This window comes from Bacillus sp. FSL K6-1145, assembly GCF_038003425.1.
Classification (GTDB): Bacteria; Bacillota; Bacilli; order Bacillales; family Bacillaceae; genus Bacillus; species Bacillus pumilus.
The window spans coordinates 3,489,420-3,510,777 of the sequence record NZ_JBBOPC010000001.1; the positions used below are offsets into that span (position 1 = coordinate 3,489,420).

22 protein-coding genes and 1 riboswitch are annotated in these 21,358 nt (G+C 42.3%); of the genes, 9 read left to right on the forward strand and 13 right to left on the reverse strand.

Annotated features, from left to right (window positions below):
- Positions 1 to 36: 36 nt before the first annotated feature.
- On the reverse strand, positions 37 to 1,995 hold the full coding sequence (locus tag MHH41_RS17775) for a BglG family transcription antiterminator (RefSeq protein WP_340866612.1): 1,959 nt from the start codon (positions 1,993 to 1,995) through the stop codon (positions 37 to 39).
- Between the two features lie 136 nt (positions 1,996 to 2,131).
- Here MHH41_RS17775 and MHH41_RS17780 point away from each other — a divergent pair, with 136 nt between their 5' ends.
- Positions 2,132 to 2,344: a hypothetical protein gene (locus tag MHH41_RS17780; RefSeq protein WP_340866613.1), complete on the forward strand. Its 213-nt coding sequence runs from the start codon at positions 2,132 to 2,134 to the stop codon at positions 2,342 to 2,344.
- A gap of 45 nt (positions 2,345 to 2,389) precedes the next feature.
- Here the strand turns inward: MHH41_RS17780 and MHH41_RS17785 are convergent, their stop codons facing one another.
- The 6 genes from MHH41_RS17785 to MHH41_RS17810 form a co-directional block, all read right to left on the reverse strand.
- The gene (locus MHH41_RS17785) at positions 2,390 to 2,815 is read right to left on the reverse strand and encodes a YwqH-like family protein (protein ID WP_003214784.1); all 426 of its coding nucleotides are present in this window, start codon (positions 2,813 to 2,815) and stop codon (positions 2,390 to 2,392) included.
- 281 nt (positions 2,816 to 3,096) lie between these two features.
- On the reverse strand, positions 3,097 to 3,360 hold the full coding sequence (locus MHH41_RS17790) for a YwqI/YxiC family protein (RefSeq protein ID WP_050944557.1): 264 nt from the start codon (positions 3,358 to 3,360) through the stop codon (positions 3,097 to 3,099).
- 37 nt (positions 3,361 to 3,397) lie between these two features.
- Entirely contained in the window at positions 3,398 to 3,823 is a 426-nt protein-coding gene (locus MHH41_RS17795) for a YwqH-like family protein (protein ID WP_050944558.1), read from the reverse strand.
- A gap of 297 nt (positions 3,824 to 4,120) precedes the next feature.
- Positions 4,121 to 5,527 (reverse strand): Na+/H+ antiporter NhaC, encoded by a 1,407-nt coding sequence (nhaC, locus tag MHH41_RS17800; protein ID WP_044140314.1) that lies wholly within the window; start codon positions 5,525 to 5,527, stop codon positions 4,121 to 4,123.
- Positions 5,528 to 5,670: 143 nt separating this feature from the next.
- Complete coding sequence (gene aspA / locus MHH41_RS17805) at positions 5,671 to 7,092, reverse strand: aspartate ammonia-lyase (protein WP_050944559.1); 1,422 nt, start codon at positions 7,090 to 7,092, stop codon at positions 5,671 to 5,673.
- Between the two features lie 28 nt (positions 7,093 to 7,120).
- Positions 7,121 to 8,110 carry an asparaginase gene (locus tag MHH41_RS17810; protein ID WP_003215391.1) on the reverse strand — a complete coding sequence of 330 codons (990 nt, stop codon included), beginning with the start codon at positions 8,108 to 8,110 and terminating at the stop codon, positions 7,121 to 7,123.
- 207 nt (positions 8,111 to 8,317) lie between these two features.
- Between MHH41_RS17810 and MHH41_RS17815 the strand changes: the two genes are divergently transcribed.
- Complete coding sequence (locus tag MHH41_RS17815) at positions 8,318 to 8,665, forward strand: helix-turn-helix domain-containing protein (RefSeq protein WP_003214932.1); 348 nt, start codon at positions 8,318 to 8,320, stop codon at positions 8,663 to 8,665.
- Between the two features lie 59 nt (positions 8,666 to 8,724).
- Here MHH41_RS17815 and MHH41_RS17820 read toward each other — a convergent pair whose 3' ends face one another.
- The 5 genes from MHH41_RS17820 to MHH41_RS17840 form a co-directional block, all read right to left on the reverse strand.
- Positions 8,725 to 9,192 carry a helix-turn-helix domain-containing protein gene (locus tag MHH41_RS17820; RefSeq protein ID WP_003214797.1) on the reverse strand — a complete coding sequence of 156 codons (468 nt, stop codon included), beginning with the start codon at positions 9,190 to 9,192 and terminating at the stop codon, positions 8,725 to 8,727.
- A gap of 98 nt (positions 9,193 to 9,290) precedes the next feature.
- Positions 9,291 to 9,818 carry a YfjD family protein gene (locus MHH41_RS17825; RefSeq protein ID WP_050944560.1) on the reverse strand — a complete coding sequence of 176 codons (528 nt, stop codon included), beginning with the start codon at positions 9,816 to 9,818 and terminating at the stop codon, positions 9,291 to 9,293.
- Between the two features lie 21 nt (positions 9,819 to 9,839).
- Complete coding sequence (locus MHH41_RS17830; RefSeq protein ID WP_310425203.1) at positions 9,840 to 10,598, reverse strand: hypothetical protein; 759 nt, start codon at positions 10,596 to 10,598, stop codon at positions 9,840 to 9,842.
- Between the two features lie 12 nt (positions 10,599 to 10,610).
- Complete coding sequence (locus MHH41_RS17835; RefSeq protein WP_339206347.1) at positions 10,611 to 11,807, reverse strand: DUF6861 domain-containing protein; 1,197 nt, start codon at positions 11,805 to 11,807, stop codon at positions 10,611 to 10,613.
- 4 nt (positions 11,808 to 11,811) lie between these two features.
- A complete protein-coding gene (locus tag MHH41_RS17840) occupies positions 11,812 to 12,135 on the reverse strand; it encodes a WXG100 family type VII secretion target (RefSeq protein WP_034321782.1) in 324 nt (107 codons plus the stop codon).
- Between the two features lie 226 nt (positions 12,136 to 12,361).
- On the opposite strand from MHH41_RS17840, the gene pepT reads away from it, so the two are divergent.
- The gene (pepT, locus tag MHH41_RS17845; protein WP_050944563.1) at positions 12,362 to 13,594 is read left to right on the forward strand and encodes a peptidase T; all 1,233 of its coding nucleotides are present in this window, start codon (positions 12,362 to 12,364) and stop codon (positions 13,592 to 13,594) included.
- Positions 13,595 to 13,882: 288 nt separating this feature from the next.
- Positions 13,883 to 14,062 (forward strand): hypothetical protein, encoded by a 180-nt coding sequence (locus MHH41_RS17850; RefSeq protein ID WP_003215411.1) that lies wholly within the window; start codon positions 13,883 to 13,885, stop codon positions 14,060 to 14,062.
- Between the two features lie 279 nt (positions 14,063 to 14,341).
- On the opposite strand, the gene MHH41_RS17855 is transcribed toward MHH41_RS17850, so the two are convergent.
- Positions 14,342 to 15,019 (reverse strand): DUF3298 and DUF4163 domain-containing protein, encoded by a 678-nt coding sequence (locus tag MHH41_RS17855; protein ID WP_050944564.1) that lies wholly within the window; start codon positions 15,017 to 15,019, stop codon positions 14,342 to 14,344.
- 161 nt (positions 15,020 to 15,180) lie between these two features.
- Here MHH41_RS17855 and MHH41_RS17860 point away from each other — a divergent pair, with 161 nt between their 5' ends.
- The 5 genes from MHH41_RS17860 to MHH41_RS17880 all read left to right on the forward strand — a co-directional run bounded on the left by MHH41_RS17860 (position 15,181) and on the right by MHH41_RS17880 (position 21,336).
- Positions 15,181 to 16,038, forward strand: coding sequence for a MurR/RpiR family transcriptional regulator (locus MHH41_RS17860; protein ID WP_181462008.1), 858 nt, complete (start codon positions 15,181 to 15,183; stop codon positions 16,036 to 16,038).
- 198 nt (positions 16,039 to 16,236) lie between these two features.
- Positions 16,237 to 17,130, forward strand: coding sequence for a 2-hydroxy-3-oxopropionate reductase (garR, locus tag MHH41_RS17865; RefSeq protein ID WP_003215219.1), 894 nt, complete (start codon positions 16,237 to 16,239; stop codon positions 17,128 to 17,130).
- A 7-nt stretch (positions 17,131 to 17,137) separates the two neighbouring features.
- Positions 17,138 to 18,559: a four-carbon acid sugar kinase family protein gene (locus tag MHH41_RS17870; protein WP_212045720.1), complete on the forward strand. Its 1,422-nt coding sequence runs from the start codon at positions 17,138 to 17,140 to the stop codon at positions 18,557 to 18,559.
- A 51-nt stretch (positions 18,560 to 18,610) separates the two neighbouring features.
- Positions 18,611 to 19,930 carry a gluconate:H+ symporter gene (locus tag MHH41_RS17875; RefSeq protein WP_212045721.1) on the forward strand — a complete coding sequence of 440 codons (1,320 nt, stop codon included), beginning with the start codon at positions 18,611 to 18,613 and terminating at the stop codon, positions 19,928 to 19,930.
- 81 nt (positions 19,931 to 20,011) lie between these two features.
- Positions 20,012 to 20,124: riboswitch (SAM riboswitch) on the forward strand.
- 87 nt (positions 20,125 to 20,211) lie between these two features.
- Positions 20,212 to 21,336, forward strand: a complete 1,125-nt coding sequence (locus tag MHH41_RS17880) for a 5-methyltetrahydropteroyltriglutamate--homocysteine S-methyltransferase (RefSeq protein WP_050944566.1) — start codon at positions 20,212 to 20,214, stop codon at positions 21,334 to 21,336.
- The last annotated feature ends 22 nt before the right edge of the window (positions 21,337 to 21,358 follow it).

Sequence of the window (21,358 nt, forward strand, 5' to 3'; positions counted from 1 at the left end):
TTTAAAAGCGCTTTCATTAACATCTAATCTTTTTCCTCACAGATGCGGAAATGGGTGTCCCGTTTTTTCATTCGGATGCTCCAATACTTGAAGCGCCGCCGTCAGTTCCTCAAATGAAGCGGCCTTGATGAGTTGCTCCACCACTTCCTTGCGCTCTGTCAGCCGTACAAGAAATTGATAAAGTGATTGCAATTCTTTTTGATACGTCTTCTGGATACTTAACAAACAAACGACTTGTACCCGATTTTCACCCCACAGCACCGGTTTTTTCAACGTACAGATCGCACAAAACGTGTCATCTGTTGCCGGCTTCATCGGATGAGGGATCGCAACCAAATGACCGAACGATGTCGGTGACACTTGCTCTCTTTCCAGCAATAATTGTTCAAACTCTTCCGGGATGCGATCCTGTTCCTTGAGCACGTTTACGAAAAATTGCAGTACCTCTTCCCTTGATTGAAGGTCTTGCTGAAAAAATGTCAGCGCCGGACTCACATACCGCAAAACCCCTGTATCCTGCGCGCCCTGAACAAACCGTTTCAGCCGCACAATATCATCGTCACTTAGAATGGTATGTACATCAATCACTGGTACCGGCAACGTGTTCTGAAGCGGAATGGTACTAATAATAAAATCAATGCTTCTCAAATCAAACGAAGGAATTTCTCCAACACTTGCAGTGCCAGCGATCTCCAGCTTTCCGCTAAAAGCCGCTGTCAGTTTATGAAGAAGGAGCTGACTGCTGGCGACACCCGTCGCACATACAATCAGGCATCTCTTTCTCACATGCTGTGATTTTGTCCGCTCGATTGCAGCACCGATATGAAGCGCCAAATACCCAATCTCATCCTCATGAATCTCAATTCCCTCTTTTTCTCTCAGCCACCTACCCATATAGACGCCAGCTTCAAATGCAATGGGATAATGCCTTTTAATGTCCGTTAAATAAGGGTTACGAATGTTCATACCGTACCTAAAACGATGAATAGCGGAACGTAAATGAAGACTTAATCCAACGATTAATTCTTTATCAAATTGAATATCAAGTGACATGTGCTCCTCTACATAAGCAAGCAGTTGGTGGATGAAGCGAAAGTGATCTTCGTCTAGAAGATGACATAGCGTATGACCGGTATCTCCGTATGCCATCATTTTCGCTCCCATCAAGTGAATCGCAATATACGCCATTTCAGATAATGGAAAATCAATCGCTAGGACATGCCGAATATCCTCTGCCATTTGTTGAGCTACTTGGAAAACAGGCTGCACTTGAATCTCTTTTAATTCCGTTTCTGGCATCATGACCAGTTTTTTCTCTTCAATTCGTTTGCATGCAATGGCGATGTGGGTGACTAAATTACTTAAACCGATTTCTGACAGATGAAGTCCGCTTACTTTTGTACGTGAACGCACGATATCCTGAATCAATTGATACGTTTCTTCAGGTAACAGCGCAGGGTTCGCATGCGCTTGCTGAAACACATGCTCAGCCATACAATATCTTAATTTCATTTCATCCCCTGTCAGCTGCAGTCCATATTTAGGACGATGTGACACAGAAAGGCCATGTAATGAAAACAAATGTCTGACCGCTTTCAAATCATTTTTCACTGTCGATTCACTCACAAATAATTCGTCTGCGAGCGCGTCTAACTTAATATAGTCTTCTGACAGAAGCAGCCTTTTCAATAGATGGGCTACACGGTCCTCAGGCTGATTGGGTATGGTCTGCTCCTTTTTTTCGTTTCTTTCTCTCAACGACTTTTTCAAAAATGTACGAAAAGACCCATAATCCTCGACGGTCAATGTATACCCTGTCCCGCGTTTGATATGTAGTACGGCCCCATGTTCATCCAAAATATATTTAAGCGCTTTCATATCTGTTCGGATCGTTCTTGATGTGACGCCAATCATGCGGGCAATTTCTTCACTAGTCAGTTCCTGTTCCGCTTGCATCAGTCGTTTCAGCAGCTCCTCCTGACGTAGAGATAGCATAGGCTCTCCTCCCTTGGCATTTACTTTTGCCTATCATCATAAACGAAAGTAGAACTCTTTGCCCAGTTTTTCTTTCAAATCGGGAACCACGATATGGCTCATTCGTATGAATAGGAAACAAGAGGAGGGATGCATCATGGGTTCTTTTATGTTTGTTGTTATTATGATATTGGCTTCTTTAGGAGCAATCATCGCCCATTTATTCACATCAAAGGATCAACGTACGTCTGCGAAGCGTTCTTTACATCACAGTTCAACAACAAGTACCTATACTGATTCTTATACTCATCACGCTTCTGATGCCTCCTGCGGGGGAGATTCCGGGGATAGTGGTGGTGGATGTGACTAAACAAAAAAACAGCCGCTCGCTGATGAGATGGCTGTTTTTATTATTTTAAAGAGCCTTCCAGCCCCGTTCAATCAGATGTTTAACATCGAGTGCAAAATCCTCACCCTTTTCCATCACGTCCTGGGCTCTTCCGGCAAAGTTACTGGCAACAGCCAGCTCCATTTTTTTTAATTCAAAGTGCAATATTTTTTGATCAATCTCGGCGATATATTTTTCATACTCATTGTTCACGATGTCATGCATTACATGATAGGCATCTTTTCGATGGCGATGAAAGTCGGTTCCTCTCTCACCTTTCCATGACGAATCTAGAGCAGGTTTCTTGATTTCCTTTATGTCTGACTGCGCAAGATCTTGTTCTGTTCGAATATTGCTTTTGGCTGTCTTTAACCGAGAGATCATGTCATCAAATTCTGCACGTCTGTTTTCAATTCCCATATGCAGATGGTGTAGCATCTCGGATAAACTCATGTCATCCACCTCTATCGGACCTCATACGAAAGCACAGATCAGAGCCTTGGAAACGATCGACTCACTTGATTTTTCCAAACCTGACATTTCTATCGTTTTGCTTTCATTAAGTATAGTATAAGGTGAAAAGCCTCAGTCTTAAATAGGGAAAAGGTGTCCTTTTAGTGACGTGTTTGGAAGAAAATCGGAATAACACAAGGTCGTACTTCCCGAATTATATATGGTCCCTTAGAACTATATTTCGTATCATCCCATGAAACCCATTAGAAAAATGATTGCCATTATTTTGCCGCAATCGCTTCGTCCTGTTCTTTTAAGGTTTTCACATTAGAGCGCGTGTCCTGAACATTTTTGATTAAGGCTTCTTTAAAACTTGAAACCATTTCGTTCACCTCTGCTTCGCGCGCCGTCCACTTGGTCACAAATTCAAGGCTGTTTTCACCTGCTTTATCTGCTGCTTTTTTGATCGTTAATGCTTCGACTGCTTGGGAGACTTCATCTAGTTGATCCATAACTGTTTGGTAGTTTAACTTAATTTGTCCCATCGTGATATCCTCCAGATTTGTTCAGCATGAAGGTAGCTTATAAGCTGCTCCATGCTTTTGAGATCAAGCGTTTGGCGTCCTCTACTGCGTCTTCTCCTTTTTCAGCAAGACGTGCGGCGTCTCCTGCTAAGGAACTGGCAAAGGATAACGCAGCTTGTTCGGCTTCTAACGTACTGATTTTGAATTCGATGCGGCTCACGTAGCGTGGGTACTTGTCGTTCACAATCGTTTGCAGCGCATCATGTGCTTCATTCCGCTCTGATTTGAAATCCTGGCTTCGCTCACCTTTCCAAGAGGTCCCAAGCTTTGGCTGCTTGATTTGCTTCAGGTCTGTCTCTGCCGCATCTTGTTCACGTTCGACCTTACTTTTCGCCTTTTTCAGTCGAGCGATTTTCTCTTCGATTTCTGCTTTTTTACTTGTAATGCCACCGTTTAGGGCAGACAGCATATCCGATAAGCTCATTATGGGTTCCTCCTCCTGACAAAAAATAAAAACGCTGCTTAGAGATCCTCTAAACGAGCGTAAGGTGAATAGCACTTTTTCCAATATTGTTATTATAAGGTTCAAAGACTCATGTTTGAATAGGGATTTGTGCCCTTTTTATGGGATAAATATGCTTTCATTCCGCTTCACATTACCCCTTAAGACCTCTTTTATAAGGGGTCTTAATTCCTGATTCTTGGCTATATGTCACATATAGTCATACAGACCTAGGACAAACAAAAGCCGCCCGGTTGAGGAGCGGCTTTTGTAAACGGCTTATGAAGCTGATTCTTCTGATTCTTGTGGATTCTTAACGTACCAGATGAATTTCCCTGTGTATCCGTAAATAATAGCAAGAGCGATGGCAACAAAGCTCAACCACATAAATGGTAAATAAGAGAATGTCGATACGCCTAGAATTCCCGCCATGTAAATCCCGTTATCTGACCAAGGAACCATTCCTGACGTCAGCGTACCACCGACCTCTGAGTTTCTGGATAAAACTCGTCTGTCTAACTTTAATTTATCATAGCTCTTTTCCATAATTTTCGGTGTAAGAATTAATGATACATACATCGCACAGCCAAAGATATTGGCGAAGAATGCAACAACAAGTGTTGATAGAGTCACATTTCCTGCATTATGCAATTTCTTCTCGAATGTAGCGACGATGACTTTTAATACGCCCAAGTATTCAAGTACTCCACCGAAACCAAGTCCGAGAATAATCACCACTAGAGATCCTAACATATTGACAATACCGCCACGATTTAACAGCGTATTTAAGAAATCAACATCTGAATTAATAGAGAAACCATTATAAGCTGTACCAAGTGCATCGGCTGGATTCATTCCCTGGAATGCCATTGCCCAGACAGCGCCAAGAAGTGCACCAATAGCAATAACAGGCATTGAAGGTTTTTTCAAGACAAGTAATAGTACAACAATCAACGCCGGAATAATCATCCAAATATTAATGGTGAATGTGTCCTGCAGTGCTTGTTTCAAAAACTCTACTTTGCCTTGATCAATATTTTTTCCGCCATACATAAATCCGGTGATTGTAAACATAATGGCTGTAATAACAAAGGCAGGAATGGATAAGACCATCATCGCTCTAACATGTGCGAGCACGTCCACTTTTGAAAGTGAGGAAGCGAGCACCGTACTATCAGATAAAGGAGATAACTTATCACCAAAATAGGCTCCAGATAAAACGGCTCCAGCCACGATAGGTAATGGAATTCCCAATCCTTCACCAATTGCAATCATGGCAATACCTGCAGTTCCAACTGTACCCCATGATGTACCTGTAGCAACAGACATAATGGAACAGATGATCAGCGTAGCTAGTAAGAAAATATTAGGATGAATAAATTCCAGTCCGTAATAAATTAATGTTGGTACCACTCCGCCGGCAATCCATGTTCCAACAAGTGCACCTACTGCAATTAAAATCAAAACAGCCTCTAAACCATTCGATATCCCTTTTGTAATGGCGTTTTGAAGGTCTTTGTATGAATGTCCTAATCGAATACCTAAAGCAATGACCATAAACCATGAGATAAACAATGCCAGTTGAATATCCAATTTGAAATAAAGAGTAAAAGATAAAACAATTGCTAAAAACAAGCCAAGTACAAACACGACTTCTAAAATAGACGGCAGACGTGGTGATTTCATTGTGTTTCCTCCCTTTGTGCGTGCGTTAAGCGTTTTCAAAATATTGTGAAAAAAGTGTGTCAATTCGAAAGAAAGTGAATTGCCTGTTTTTCTCTATTTCACAGGCAATTCTACATATTAATAAAATAAAATTTTTGATATTATTATCGCTCTAGGAGCTCTGCACCCGCAATGCCAGGCTTTGTCATCTCGAATGGATTCAAAATAATATCAAGTTCTTCTTCTGTTAACACATCATTTTGCAAGCAAAGATCTCTGATCGATTGTCCTGTTAAAATGGCTTCCCTTGCGATTCTAGCCGCGGCTTCATAGCCTAAGTGAGGGTTCACGGCAGTGATCACGCCTGCACTTTTTTCGACATATTCTTTCAAACGTATTTCATTTGCTTCAATGTCCACTAAGCAATGATCTGTGAATGAACGGAATCCGTTATTCATTATACTAATAGATTGAAGCAAGTTAAAGACCAAAACAGGCTCCATCACATTTAACTCAAGCTGACCTGCTTCAGAGGCAAGACAGATGGTGTGGTCATTCCCAATGACCTGGAATGCGATTTGGTTAATGAGCTCTGCCATGACTGGATTGACTTTCCCAGGCATAATGGATGATCCTGGCTGACGAGCTGGCAATGCAATTTCAGCAAGACCTGCACGCGGACCAGAAGCCATTAGGCGAAGGTCATTGGCAATCTTAGACATGTTCATCATGCATACTTTTAATGCAGCAGACACTTCTGTGTAAGCATCTGTATTTTGCGTTGCATCCACGAGATGCTCTGCGCCTACAAGCGGAAGACCAGAAATATCGGCTAGCTTCTTCACGACGATCTCAATATAACGAGGATCTGCATTTAGGCCTGTCCCAACAGCTGTTGCACCCATATTGACTTCATATAAATGTTGCTTTGATTGGTTGATCCGCTTAATATCACGGCTGAGCACGCGGCTGTAAGCCTCAAATTCCTGTCCTAAACGAATTGGAACAGCATCCTGTAGGTGCGTACGTCCCATTTTGATCACATGATCAAATTCTTTCGCTTTCTTTTTGAATACGTCCTGCATCGTTTGCATTGTCTCAAGCAGAATGTCTAACTGCTTCAATACAGCAATATGGATAGATGTTGGAAACGAGTCATTCGTTGATTGTGACATGTTTACATGTGTGTTTGGGCTTAAATGGATGTATTCACCCTTTTGATGTCCCATGATTTCTAGCGCTCTGTTTCCAATCACTTCATTGGCATTCATATTCATCGACGTTCCTGCGCCGCCTTGAATTGGGTCTACAATAAAGTACTCATGCAGCTTGCCTTCAATGACTTCATCAGAGGCTTGTACGATGGCATTTCCAATTCCTTCATATAAACGTCCAACTTCCATATTGGCTTGAGCAGCTGCCTTTTTCACGATGGCAAAGGCTCTAATCAGTTCCTCGTGCATGCGATATCCAGTTATCGGGAAGTTTTCTTTTGCACGAAGGGTTTGAACCCCATAATACACGTCTGCCGGAATTTCTTTTTCTCCAAGAAAATCCTTCTCATAGCGATAAGTTGCTTGAACCATCTGATATGACCTGCTTTCTATAGAATAGTTAAATCACTAAATCTTCTGCGATTGGCGTTTCCATAATCTTTTTCACTTCTCTTGGGTCTGTTGTTTTACCTAGTGCCCACATGAGTTTCGGCACGATGGCCTCTGTGTTCATGTTTCGTGAACGTGCCACTAGTTCTTGATTGATTTTACGTCCTACTTCATACACGCTCATGTCTTCTCCTTCTTCAAGACACTGAGTTGTGATGACAACAGAAATGCCTTCTTCGAGCAATTCGTTGATTTTCTCTAAAAGGTTTCTTCCTTCGAAAGGAATTCCGCCACTGCCGTAGCTTTCGATGACGACTCCTTTGTAAACACCTTTGATTGCATCTAAGAACTCAGGCTTTAGACCTGGGTGCAATTTCAAGAGACAAACGTCAGTGTTTAAGGATGCATCTAATTTAAGCGGTTTCATTGACGATCTTTTTACTTTGCTATTGTATTCAATTTGATGGTTTTCAATCGATGCAATATATGGATAGTTAATACTTTCAAATGCATCATAGCTTTTCGTTCTTAGTTTGATTGCGCGTGTCCCTTGAATGACTCTGCCATCAAAGACAACATACACGCCGCCTACGCCGTCACATGCAAAGCGAATCGCATCGGTGATGTTTTTCTTCGCATCTGTTTTCTTGAACGTAATCGGGATTTGTGAGCCTGTAATGACAATTGGCTTATCCGGATTTTGCAGCATATAAGATAGTGCTGCTGATGTATAGGCCATTGTATCGGTTCCATGCGTGACGACAAAGCCGTCATATTGATCATAATTTTCATAAATGGCTGTTGCGATATCCACCCAGTATTCAGGCTGCATATTTGTACTATCTATACTCATTAGGGACTTTGTGTCCATTGTGTACTCTGCATTAATTTCGTTTAAATAGCTTAAAAGGTCCTCAGCTTTAACACCTGGAGCCAAACCATTTTCACTCTCTACAGATGCAATCGTCCCACCAGTGGTTAAAAGCAATAATTTCTTCAACAGGTCCACCTCTTTCAGTAAAATTACTTCGTTTGTCACACATATTATAAGCTAGCTTGTGCTATTCTATAATATACGCTTTACGCGTACCTTCATTGCCATTATAGTCACATAACGCGAATTAATCAAGAAATTATTACGCATAACGCGTACATTCTATCACAAAATATGATATACTGTTGTTGTATATAAAGGAGCGTTCATGTAATGATACTCGATCGTTTAACCACTCTTAGAAAAAAGAAAAAATGGTCTCTCCAGCATACGGCAGATCGCCTAGGTATCGCCAAAAGCACCTATGCCGGTTACGAATCTGGGTACCGACGACCTTCGCTTGAAGCAGTGAAGCGCCTGGCTGATTTGTATGATACGTCCATTGATTTTTTACTTGGTAGAACGGACGAGCCAGAGATACAACGTAAAATCTCTGACATCAAAATTGAACTGACGGAAGCAAAAGAAGGAACCATTCTTGTAGACGGCGTTCCCCTAAATGATGAAGAAATCAAACAGCTTGTTGCCTTTATTCGGGCGAAAAACACCCTAAAAGTATAAAAAACATAGAAAAGAGAGGCCCCTATTAATCGGGTGCCTCTCTTTCCTTTTTCAGCTGCTTAAGAATAAGGAGAAGACAGCTGACTTAATTCCTCTAACCGCCGCTTCGCTTCTTCTTTATTAAATGAACTATAATAGCGATAATTCTCATCATCTAAGATGCGGTAATGCTGACTGAGCACATTTTGCTGAAGACGAAATGTGCCTTTTTTGATAGAAGTCCGCCACCAAACCTTTCCGCCGATTGTCCGTTCCACCGATAGATGCAATTCATCATGTGCCACGACTTCCAGAATCTCAAGCGGATCATCCCCTAGTGTCCCTTTTAAAATGTCACTATCTCTGAATAATGCACATACGGCCGCCGTTTGCGTCCAGTTGAGGCGCAGCCTATTTTTTTCAACCTGATGCAAATGCCGTTTCGATAAACCAAGTACCTCAGCCATGCGGTCCTGCGTATAATTCTTTTCTTTTCGAATCCGTGTCATTTGTTCTGTGACGAGGTCGATTACCATCTCTTTATCCATCTCTCATCACCTCTCCGAGTGTTCAGTCTTTACTGACATCATACACGATTTCTTCGAAAAAGTGGCGCCTCATCCTTTAGAATATTGGCAAATACTATCTAATTGATCTGCTCTTCGACCTGACCATGCTGCTGTCTCCAATTCTCTTGGGCTGCCTGATTTAAATATGGATAGATCTCTTGTTTGACGGTTTGCTCGAATACTTCTTCATCTAAAATACTGTACGCTGGAATTTTGATCAATTTCCCATCCATTTTCCGAATGAGCACATCCATGAAGAGAAATCCCCTTACACTGTACCGATGCCTGCGCATATCAATGGATTGAATGTCATGAAAAGGGATCGTCCGCTCTCGATACAGTACAGCACCATTTTTTCCGCGCTGAATGCGAAAAATCACATTTCCCCTCTTCGTAAAAGCCGGCAGAATCATCAAAAAAGAGATCAAGCCATAGACAATGCCTAATAGTCCGCCTAAAAATAAAAACAATGTATAATTCGATTCAAATGTAAGAGCTTCTGAAAACAACCAAATACCAATGATACCGAAGCCGCCCGTTGCTAAGAATGCCCATACCCTTAAAAAGGCCCTGCTTCTCACTTCTATTACTTCACTTGGATTCAAGCGTCATTCTCCTTTTCTCCATTAGAATATAGAACGTAATCCGTCTCTATGAGCCGTCTCCACGCGAAATTCATTTTCTTTTATTCCCGACACAAGCCACGACTGTTTCTCACCTGGAATGACAAATAACATGGATTCCACATCAGGCGTATTATTTTTGTCGTAGACGACCTTCATGAGGGAGTCCATCTTTCCTTTTCTTGTCTGTACATCAGAAACAAATGCCTGCACGAGTTCTTCGTTCTCTGCTCGATGAAGGAAGGAGGGCCACTCATTCTTCGCCTCACTTGCTTGCTCTAATAGCTTTTCAAATTCCTCTGCTTGCAGGGTGACGACAGGTGCAGGGTGATCACTCATCTGTATATTGAAAAAGGCAGTCACTTGCTCCTCTGCCTGCTGGTCATCTTTCAGTTTTTGAATCTGATGGACTTGTTGATCATAAAGTGTATGGTGCGCATATACGCCCATCTGTGTCGTGTGAAAGGAGGTACTGACTTCTTCATCTTCATCCCCAAATCGAGATGCCTTGACGGTGTGAGATGCATCATTCATCGCCTGGATGAAATGACGGTATTCCGCTTTATAACGATATTGTCTGTTTCGAAATTCAAGTACACCTTTTGCGAGCAAAGAGCGGCATGCAATTTCAAATAAAAACCCTAGGCGCTCGTCCTCTACATCAGGATAATAGGCTTCCTTTAAGGACATGCCCTGTTCAAAATAGCCTTCACTGTAAAAACTAAAGATGAGTTCCTCAATACTTAGACTTAGCTGATCCAACTTGATCTCTCCTTATCCAAAAGAAAATGCACCCTTAAAGAAATCGCCTGCACCTTTTATGAGCGAATCTGCGGTTTCTTTTGTTTTTTCTATCCCTTTATGTATCACCTGATTTGCATGATCAATGGTGTCATTAACTGCCTTCACACCTTTACCCGCCAGCTCGAATGCTTGTTTCCCTTTATCCACGACCGCATGAATTGGGTCCTTTAATTTCACTGCAACCTGCTCAGCAAAGCCTGATGTCAGCTTGGCAACTTTTTCTCCTATAAATCCACCGACTGCGGAACCAATGGCTCCTCCAACGACGGTTCCAATCGGTCCTGCAAAGCTTCCAAGAGCTCCTCCGACAACGGCACCTGCGACAGACCCGCCAGCGATAAAGACCGTATTGTTCACTGCATTTCCAACAGCCTTAGCATTTTCACGCTTCAGGACTTCTGGCTGATCACCGAATTCTGCATAGTTCTCAGCAATTTTCAAACCACAGCCGACCGTTTCCGTTGCGCCAGTGACAACCGTTGCAATGATGGCATTTCCTTTCGCGAATCTTGATCCATTTTTCAAAACAGACTTGATCGCAGCCGTGTCCTTCCAATTGATACTTCCTTTTGTAAAGTCACGGACACTATTCGTGAATGCAACTGTATCGTCAGGATAAAATTTTGTGAATTTCTTATGGACCAAATCAGCCATCGACCAGTTTGATCGTTTTAATAATTCTTTATTACTCAGCCAAATCCTTGCTAGCCGGTCAAATCTCGTTCCTTCTACCCGGCTGGTCAGATCAAGCAGCAGCTTTGAATGCTGCGCTGCATAACGGCCATTGTCTTTAATGAAAGTCGTCATCCCAAGCCCGTAGTATTTCGCCTGCATCATCACAATACCAGCTAAGCTCGTGAGTGTACCATATTGATCATAGATACTGTACAATTTCCGTAAAATATCGTCTGCTTCGACCATTTTATCTTTTGCATGACGAATCGTAATATCATCACTGCTCAATTTACTGATCAATGCTTGTCCTGCTCCCCATGCATCCCCGACGCCTGAAAAACAGCTACTATACCGAGGATCACAGCCTAAAATGAGACCATCCAGTTCACTATGTAAATCGCGGTGCTTCGTTTCAATGGTAGAAAGTTCGCCTACAACATCATTCGCAAGCCCTGTCAGCTGATCTGGATCAACCACTATGTCACGTGCCATCACATCATCTCCCTTCTCGGTTTCTTTCTCTCCGTTCTTCTCGTCTCTTTCGCTCAAGCTCTTCCATTCTGGCTATTTCAGCTTTCCGTTCCTCGATTTTGACCGCTGCATCGCGCAGTTCCTGACTTGTTTCAAGCAAGTCCTTTTCGAATTGATCATAGCGTGCCGTTGTTTCCTCAAAGCTTTGATCAAATTTATTCCTTGCTTCTCCCTGCCAGCCTGATCCTACTGCCTTGAGCCGATTCTCCAGCAGCTGCTTTGACTGCCGAATCTCATCAGCTGCTTCCTGAAACTTTTGAGCGAGTGCCAGCGTTTGACTAGAATCCAACTTTCGCACCCCTTTCTCCCAATTTAACGTACAAATGGATGATTTTATATGTCCTCATTATAAATAAAAAGACACCCAAAAAAATCACCCTAAAGAACCATTCAACACATCACCAAATGAAAGTAGGTCTTTTTCCTCTCTAATTGCCAGAGAAAGCCTTTCTTGTTATGAAGCGCATTCAAGACATGATAAAATGAACGTATTCTACAAAAGGAGTGACGTATACATGAAAGAGGAAATGATTCAGCGTTTCACAAGTTATGTGAAGGTAGATACGCAGTCGGATGCAGATAAGGAAAGTTGCCCATCGACTGAAGGACAGTTGAACTTAGCGAGACAACTAGTTGAAGAAATGAAATCCATCGGGATTCAAGAAGTGACAATGGATGAAAACGGCTATGTCATGGGAACGATCCCATCTAACACAGACAAAGACGTGCCGACCATTGGCTTCCTGGCTCACATCGACACAGCTACTGACTTCACCGGCAAGAATGTGAAACCGCAGCTTCATGAAAACTATCAAGGCGGCGACATCACCTTAAATGAAGAACTACATATCGTTTTATCTCCATCACAGTTTCCAAATTTACAAAAGTATCAAGGACATACGCTGATCACAACAGATGGCACAACCTTGCTTGGTGCAGATAACAAAGCTGGTATCGCAGAAATTATGACCGCCATGCATTACTTAATTGAAAATCCAGAAATCAAGCATGGAAAAATTCGCGTCGCCTTTACACCCGATGAAGAGATTGGCAGAGGGCCGCACAAATTTGATGTTGATGCCTTTGGCGCTTCCTATGCGTATACAATTGACGGAGGACCGCTCGGGGAGCTGCAATATGAAAGCTTCAACGCAGCAGGTGCGAAAGTATCCATTAAAGGAAACAACGTCCACCCTGGGACAGCAAAAGACAAAATGGTCAGCGCTGCGAAGATTGGGATGCTCTTCCATAACAAGCTTCCTTCTGATGAATCTCCGGAATACACAGAAGGCTACGAGGGATTTTTCCATCTCACGAAGTTTGTAGGAGAAGTCGAAGAAGCAGAGCTGCAATATATTATTCGTGATTTTGATAAAGACAAATTTAACGAACGCAAAGCACTATTTGAAAAAATAGCAAATGACTTAAAAGCCATTTACGGAGAAAACAGCATCAATCTCAAAATTCAAGATCAATATTATAATATGAGAGAAAAAATTGAGCCGGTGAAACATATTGTGGATATTGCCCATGAAGCAATGGAAAACCGCTCAGTGACACCTGTGATCGAACCGATCCGCGGCGGTACAGATGGCTCCCAGCTTTCATATAAAGGTCTTCCAACGCCAAACATCTTTACTGGCGGGGAAAACTTCCACGGTAAATATGAATTTATTTCTGTCGAGAACATGGTGAAAGCAACAGAAGTCATCGTTGAAATCGCCCGTCTATTTGAAGAAAAAGCATAGATATGTTTACAACCGTTCCTGTTCGGGAACGGTTTTTTAATAAAAGTTTACAATTTTCTGAAACTTTTATGACATTTATTCGTACTAATAGAGACAACCCCAGAAAAATTCTTCTTGACGAGTGCAATAACTGGAAATATAATAGTTAAAAACAACCAGTATTTTAGACCTAAATTAGCAGATCGCCTAAACCTTAAGAACTAAACCGATTCTGCTGCATATTTTCAGTTATAAACATCACTCACCCTGTCTACACTTAAAGAATAGGATGAATTGGAGGAATGTCATATGATGATTTTATTGATTATCGCTTCACTTTGCTGCTACTTACTATTCTCTTTCAAAAAAGATAACCGCACACCAAAACGAAAAAGCGCAGAGCTTTCGGAGTTTGAAATCTTTCGTATGCGCCGCCACTACAACGGAAAACGCCGTCACCCACTAAACGATGCACCTAAACAAGTATAAATCTGAAAAAGAGCCTCATATGGGGCTCTTTTGTGTGAGTACATAAAAAAACGACCAGATTCATTGGTCGTTTCAGATTGTTGACAAAGGGCTAAAATGATCTTGATTTTAGCCCTTTGTCTTCTTTTCAGCGTGATAGAAAACCTTTGAAGTCTAGGAAGGGCAAGCACTGGAGCGGAGCGAATTGAACATTCGTGAGCACCAGCGCACAGACCTGACAACGAATGCGAGGGTTTGTCTACACGCTGAAACGACCAGATTCATTGGTCGTTTTTCCTTTTATTTATACACCTTCGCAGGAACTTGAATCACAGGAATTCCTACATAGTAAGGTGAAATTTCATATGGCTGGAAGACAACAGCAATTCCCTTTTTCGTGAAGTAATACTGCGTGTTGTAGTTGATTTCAATGTCTCTTTTTTTCAGGTTCGCATAGAATTTACTTTTATGTTTCTTTGTATAGTTATAGACATAATCTCTCACTTTCGTACGCTTTTTCTTTGTTTTCACAACGTCTGTCAAGAACAGTTGCTTTGTCTTTTTCTTTGTTAACACATAGTTCATGCTGGAAACCATCGTATCTCCATGCATACCACCATCATTCATGTAATCATAGTTTAAGATACTGAGCTTCTTCCCATTGTTAAATTTCGTTTTAAACGATCTCTCGTAAGTGATCTTCCCAAAGCCTTCCTTTTTCGCTTCGTCCTTTAAGAACAAGTACGTAGAATAAGAGAATGCGATATCTTCTTTTAAATCACGATTGATGGTTTTCATATGCGCCTTGCTTAGGTTTTTCACCTGTGCATATTTGAATGTTTTTTTCTTTTTATAATAGTGTGTGCTTACTTTTGCTTTTTTTGCTTGTTTGGCATCCGCAGATCCAACTGGCGCAAACAACGAAACAATCAGTGAAAAAATGATCAGACTGATCGTTAGGCCTTTTTTCATTGTCATAGTAAAAACCCCCATTTTTGTCTATTACCAATTGAGTATACCATGACAAAAGAACCAAAAAAAGCAGTATTTACATTTTATTCTTTCTTTTCCCACTTCGGGTTTGTTTACCGTTTTCATAAGTTCCTGTATGCTTAATGTAGAATGCTAGATGAAGTGTGGTGTTTATCATAGAAGAGAATATTTTTAGTCACATTCGGACGACGTTTCATAGTTTGTCTCCGACCCAAAAAAAGATTGCCAATTACATTTTAGAAAATCCTCAGAAAGTTGTGCTTCATTCCATTAGTGCACTCGCTGCTGAATGCAATACTAGTGAAACGACGATCTTTCGGTTTCTACGAAAAATTGGCTATGAATCGTACCAAGTGTTTCGTGTCCATGTCGCACAGGATATTGCGACCAATACGCCTCAATCCATATACGGCGAGATCGAGGCATCCGATAGTGTAGCTGACATTAAACATAAGGTCATAGAGTTAACAACAAACTCTATTCAAGATATGAAGCATATATTAGAAGACCAAGCCGTCACACAATTCATTGAACAAATGAAGCAGGCACATAAAACCGTATTCTTTGGAGCCGGTGCATCCAGCTTTATTGCTGGAGATGCTTATCATAAGTTCCTCCAGCTTGGTTTTGAAGTGAGTCTATGCAGTGATCCGCATATGATGAACATGATTGCTACTCACGCCACGGAACACGATTTTATCGTTGCGATCTCCCATTCAGGAGAGAGTAGAGAAATTCTTGATGCCGTGCAATTTGCTAAAGAAAAGGGAGCAAAGGTTGCCTCTATCACCAGCTATCCGAAATCAGAGCTCGCAAAGCGATCTGACTTTCATCTGCTCAGTTCTTCCAGGGAGACAACCTATCGATCTGACTCTATGATCTCCCGTATTAACCAGCTTGTAATCATTGATGTACTATACGTCGCCGCTGTTTTAGAACTAGGATCAGATGCCATTGAAAACGTGAAACAATCTCGATTAGCCGTAGCTAAAAATAAAACATGAACGCAAAAGGCCGGAGCTGATTCCGGTCTTTTTTTGTGACTTTTCTCATATTTTCCGTTGACACGTTCCTATCACGTCATGTACATTAAATGAACAATAGTTTATTTCCTACTATTAAAACAAAAAGATAGTATATATACTAACAAAAGAAAAAGAAAGCGCTTTTTATAAGGGTTTTCTATATAGGAGGCGTTCAATGTGACAAAGAAAATTGGATTCATTGGATTAGGTATTATGGGAAAGCCTATGGCACTCAATCTATTAAAAGCCGGTCATACTGTGACTGTTTTCGATCTAAATGAGGAAGCGATTCGAGCGTTACAAGAAGCCGGAGCAAAAGGTGCTGTTTCAGCAGCTGATGCCGCTTCTGAAAGCGATATCATCATCACAATGCTTCCTAAAGGAGAGCATGTAGAGGCAGTTGTTGCAGGTGATCATGGCATTTTAACTACAGCTAAACCTGGCACTGTTGTCGTAGATATGAGCTCAATTTCCCCTGTTACTTCTAGAGCTTTAGCTGCTCTTACAAAACAGCATCAGGTGGAATTTATCGACGCACCTGTCAGCGGCGGAGAACCGAAGGCAATAGACGGAACACTTGCCATCATGGCTGGCGGCGAAGAAACCATCTTTGAGCAAGTGAAGGATGTCCTGCTTGCGATGGGCACAGAGGTCGTATTAGTTGGCACAAATGGAAGCGGAACAACAGCGAAGCTCGCCAATCAAATCATCGTCAACTTAAATATTGCCGCTATGTCCGAGGCGCTCGTTCTTGCCGCTAAATCGGGCATTGCCATTGACAAAATGTATGAAGCCATTCGCGGCGGGCTGGCAGGAAGTGCCGTTCTCGATGCAAAGGTCCCTCTCATCTTAGAACGAAACTTTGAACCAGGCGGACGTATCGACATCAACTTAAAGGATTTAACCAATGTGATGGAAACTGCTCATGATATCGGCGTTCCTCTCCCGCTTTCTAGCCAGCTGCTTGAAATCTTCCACGCCCTCAAAGCGGACGGAAAATCTGGGCTTGACCATGGCGGCATCGTTCAATATTACGAAAAAATGGCTCATGTCGAAGTGAAGAAGGGATGAGATGGTCATGAAGAAAAGCACTGACATACTGAATGCCATTCCGAAAGCGGATACAAAGATCATTCAATCAGCATACGAACAAGCACTGAACAGCTTTCATCATAAAGTCATTGTATTAGATGATGATCCAACAGGGATTCAAACCGTACATGGCGTCTCTGTTTTCACCGATTGGTCAGAAGAAAGCATCGAAGCCGGTTTTCTTGAAGACAGCCGCATGTTCTTTATTTTGACCAATTCTCGCAGTATGACAGAGAAGGAAACGACTGCTGTGCACGAAACAATCGCTTCCACAATTGTGAAGGTAGCGGAACGGGTTGATCAGAATTTCATCATTGTCAGCCGAGGAGATTCCACTCTTCGTGGACACTTTCCGCTGGAAACTGAAGTACTCAAAACCACAATTGAACAACAAAGCTCACCCCAATTCGATGGAGAAATCCTTCTTCCTTTTTTCCAAGAAGGTGGACGCTTGACGATCAACAATATTCATTACGTCCAAGAAGGACACGAATTAATTCCTGCTGGTGAAACAGAATTTGCACGAGATCGCACATTCGGCTTTCAGTCATCTCATCTCGGAGAATGGATTGAAGAAAAGTCAGACGGTTCGTTCACGAAAGAGAACACCACCTACATTTCATTAGATGATCTACGGGCTTTACGAATTGATCAAATAAAAAAACAGCTCATGAGTGTGACCGATTTTAAAAAGGTGGTTGTAAACGCTGTGGACTATGACGATGTCAAAGTCTTTGTCACCGCTCTCATTAAGGCCATTCAAGCAGGAAAGCAACTCATGTTCAGAAGTGCGGCGGCACTTACAAAAGTTCTTGGCGGTATAGGGGATCGTGCCTTATTAACAAGACATGACTTGATACAAGAACAAAGCCCGCACGGTGGTCTTATTATGATTGGTTCTCATGTGAAGAAGACAACAGATCAATTAAAAGCGCTTCAACAAAATAAAGAGGTAGCTTTTATTGAGTTTAATACACATCTCGTGCTGGAGCCTGACCTATTTCATCAAGAAATTGACCGCGTGATTCAGCAAACCGAGGCATTATTAGCATCTGGTCAATCTGTGGCGGTTTATACAAGAAGAGAACGGCTTGATCTTGGGGATGATCGTCAGGAGGAAGAATTAAAGCTCTCTGTAAAAATTAGTGATGCTGTGACAAGCATTGTCCAGCGTCTCACAATTCGCCCTAAGTATCTCATTGCCAAAGGTGGCATTACCTCCAGCGATATTGGAACTAGAGGACTTCACGTGAAACGCGCAACTGTGGCAGGGCAGATCAGACCAGGCATTCCCGTTTGGCAAACAGGCGAAGATAGTAAATTCCCTTTCATGTCTTATGTGATTTTCCCGGGAAATGTTGGTTCAAGGGATACGTTAAAAGAAGCTGTAGACATACTAGAAGGATAAGCATAGGGGGCGTTTTCGCGCTCCCTTATGCACCACAAAGGAGGAAAGATCATGTCGTTAGTGTTTATCGGACTTGGCGTTTTATTATTGCTTTTACTCATGGTTGTCTTTAAGTTAAACGCTTTCATATCTTTGATTATTGTTTCTTTAATTGTTGCTGTTTTAGAAGGAATGTCACCACTTGAAGCGATTGCTTCCGTCGAAAAAGGACTCGGCAGTACGCTCGGTCACCTCGCACTTGTTCTCGGTTTTGGGGCGATGCTTGGTAAATTGATGGCTGATTCTGGCGGAGCTCAGCGTATTGCGATGACACTCATTGACCGATTCGGTATTGGAAAAATTCAATGGGCAACGATGCTGACGGGATTTGTGATCGGAATTGCTCTATTTTATGAAACCGGATTCATTATCTTAATTCCACTAGTCTTTACGATCGCACAAGCTGCAAGACTACCTGTGCTTTATGTGGGCATGCCGCTCGTTGCTGCACTCATCACCACACATGGCTTCCTCCCTCCTCACCCAGGGCCGACTGCCATTGCAAATGTCTTTCAAGCAAACATGGGACAAACCTTATTAGTTGGGATTATTTTAGCGATTCCTGCTGTTTTAGTAGGTGGACTTCTCTTTACGAAACTATTTAAAAAAGATCAGTTGCACGCACATATTCCAAAGAACTTATTTAATCCAAAGGAATTTACAGAAGGAGAAATGCCAAGCTTCGGCATTAGTATTTTCACCGCTGTTTTGCCTGTATTGCTCATGACATTCAGAGCAGTTTTAGAAATTTTCTTCCCGTCCTCCCCATTACTGCCAACCGCTGAGTTTTTAGGTGAACCGGCGATTGCACTGTTAATCTCCGTGCTTCTTGCTATCTACACGTTTGGACTTGGCAGAGACAAGAGCATGCAGGATGTGATGAAGTCGATCACAGATTCTATCGGTTCTATTGCCATGATTTTATTAATTATTGCAGGTGGCGGCGCCTTTAAACAGGTGCTCATTGATAGCGGGGTTGATCAATACATTGCAGGAATCATGCAAGGAAGCACGCTTTCTCCCCTGCTTCTCACCTGGTTGATTGCTGCGGTCCTTCGTATATCTTTAGGATCAGCCACCGTCGCCGGTCTCACAGCGGCTGGCATTTCTGCTCCTTTGATTGGATTGACAGGTGTGAGCCCAGAATTAATGGTGATCGCAACAGGTGCTGGCAGTATTACGTTCTCTCACGTGAATGATGCGGGTTTCTGGATTTACAAAGAATACTTTAACCTGTCCATGGCCCAAACCTTTAAAACGTGGACATTGATGGTGACCGTTCTTTCACTTGTCGGACTAGCGGGTGTTCTCGTCGCTGATTTGTTCATGTAGAAAATTAACTGTAAAAACCATTGACTTTCACTCGGAAAAGTTGAATAATTATGTTTATTAAGAAAATTGAATCAAAAGGTAACCTTATTAAGAGTGGTGGAGGGACTGGCCCTGTGAAACCCGGCAACCGCTGTTCCTCGGAACAGAATGGTGCTAATTCCTTAAGCAAGCAGATGCTTGTTTGAAGATAAGGCAGAGTTCTCTCAGTATATGATGCTCTTCCTTATCCAAGGAAGAGCTTTTTTATTTGATTTTTAACCTGTAGAAAGAAGGGATTCAGCATGACACAAGTACAAACCATTGGAAAGAAAACAACGAAACCGCCATTTCGCGCAGATCAAGTAGGCAGTTTACTTCGTTCAGAACGTATCAAGGAAGCACGCAAGCAAAAAGCAGACGGCACACTGACAGCAGAGCAGCTCCGACAAATTGAAAATGAAGAAATCACTCGTATTGTTGAGAAGCAAAAGGAAATTGGATTAGAGGTTGTCACAGATGGCGAATTCAGACGTGCTTGGTGGCATTTTGACTTTCTTGAGGGGCTCGATGGGGTCGAAGGATTTGAAGCAGATCAAGGTATTCAATTCCACAATACGACGACAAAAGCACGGGGCATCAAGGTAACGGGCAAGATTGATTTTACAGATCATCCAATGCTGGAGGATTATCGATTCCTTCACAGCATCGCTGGGGATCATACGGCTAAAATGACGATTCCAAGTCCGAATATGCTCTTTTTCCGTGGAAAGCTTGAAGAAGGAGTATACGACAGCCTAGAGGCATTCCACCATGATGTGGCACAGGCTTATAAAAAAGCCATCCGTGCTTTTTATGATGCAGGCTGCCGCTACTTGCAGCTGGATGATACAGCATGGGCCGTGTTCTTTTCTGAAAAAGGGCATGAACAAATCAAAGCCTTTGGCCGAGAAGAAGATGAACTGCGTGAGTCATTTGCAAAAACAATTAATGAAGCAGTTGCCGATCGTCCAGAGGATTTGGTGATCACTATGCACATTTGCCGTGGTAACTTTAAATCGACGTGGGCAGCTGAAGGCGGTTATGAAGCAGCGGCAGAAACGATTTTTGCCGGCTTAGATCTGGATGGTCTCTTTTTAGAATTCGACGACGATCGTTCTGGCGGTTTTGAACCCCTTCGCTATGTGAAGAACCCAAACCTCCAAATCGTACTAGGGCTTGTCACTTCAAAATATGGTGAGCTTGAGCCTGCTGAACAGATTAAAAAACGAATCGAGGAAGCGGCTCAATACGTCGACATTAACCAGATTTGCTTGAGTCCGCAATGCGGGTTCGCCTCAACGGAGGAAGGCAATTTGTTAACAGAAGAGCAGCAATGGGAAAAGCTTCGTCATGTGATTGAGATTGCAGATCAAGTGTGGACTTCATAGTCCCCTTGACAAAAAAAAGACA

What these genes read in the sequence shown, in the direction of transcription:
- MHH41_RS17775 (WP_340866612.1), bottom strand. Translation starts at nt 1,995, where the DNA reads ATGCTATCTCTACGTCAGGAGGAGCTGCTGAAACGACTGATGCAAGCG.
- MHH41_RS17780 (WP_340866613.1), top strand. Translation starts at nt 2,132, where the DNA reads ATGGGTTCTTTTATGTTTGTTGTTATTATGATATTGGCTTCTTTAGGA.
- MHH41_RS17785 (WP_003214784.1), bottom strand. Translation starts at nt 2,815, where the DNA reads ATGAGTTTATCCGAGATGCTACACCATCTGCATATGGGAATTGAAAAC.
- MHH41_RS17790 (WP_050944557.1), bottom strand. Translation starts at nt 3,360, where the DNA reads ATGGGACAAATTAAGTTAAACTACCAAACAGTTATGGATCAACTAGAT.
- MHH41_RS17795 (WP_050944558.1), bottom strand. Translation starts at nt 3,823, where the DNA reads ATGAGCTTATCGGATATGCTGTCTGCCCTAAACGGTGGCATTACAAGT.
- nhaC (WP_044140314.1), bottom strand. Translation starts at nt 5,527, where the DNA reads ATGAAATCACCACGTCTGCCGTCTATTTTAGAAGTCGTGTTTGTACTT.
- aspA (WP_050944559.1), bottom strand. Translation starts at nt 7,092, where the DNA reads ATGGTTCAAGCAACTTATCGCTATGAGAAGGATTTTCTTGGAGAAAAA.
- MHH41_RS17815 (WP_003214932.1), top strand. Translation starts at nt 8,318, where the DNA reads ATGATACTCGATCGTTTAACCACTCTTAGAAAAAAGAAAAAATGGTCT.
- MHH41_RS17820 (WP_003214797.1), bottom strand. Translation starts at nt 9,192, where the DNA reads ATGGATAAAGAGATGGTAATCGACCTCGTCACAGAACAAATGACACGG.
- MHH41_RS17835 (WP_339206347.1), bottom strand. Translation starts at nt 11,807, where the DNA reads ATGGCACGTGACATAGTGGTTGATCCAGATCAGCTGACAGGGCTTGCG.
- pepT (WP_050944563.1), top strand. Translation starts at nt 12,362, where the DNA reads ATGAAAGAGGAAATGATTCAGCGTTTCACAAGTTATGTGAAGGTAGAT.
- MHH41_RS17850 (WP_003215411.1), top strand. Translation starts at nt 13,883, where the DNA reads ATGATGATTTTATTGATTATCGCTTCACTTTGCTGCTACTTACTATTC.
- MHH41_RS17855 (WP_050944564.1), bottom strand. Translation starts at nt 15,019, where the DNA reads ATGACAATGAAAAAAGGCCTAACGATCAGTCTGATCATTTTTTCACTG.
- MHH41_RS17870 (WP_212045720.1), top strand. Translation starts at nt 17,138, where the DNA reads ATGAAGAAAAGCACTGACATACTGAATGCCATTCCGAAAGCGGATACA.
- MHH41_RS17875 (WP_212045721.1), top strand. Translation starts at nt 18,611, where the DNA reads ATGTCGTTAGTGTTTATCGGACTTGGCGTTTTATTATTGCTTTTACTC.
- MHH41_RS17880 (WP_050944566.1), top strand. Translation starts at nt 20,212, where the DNA reads ATGACACAAGTACAAACCATTGGAAAGAAAACAACGAAACCGCCATTT.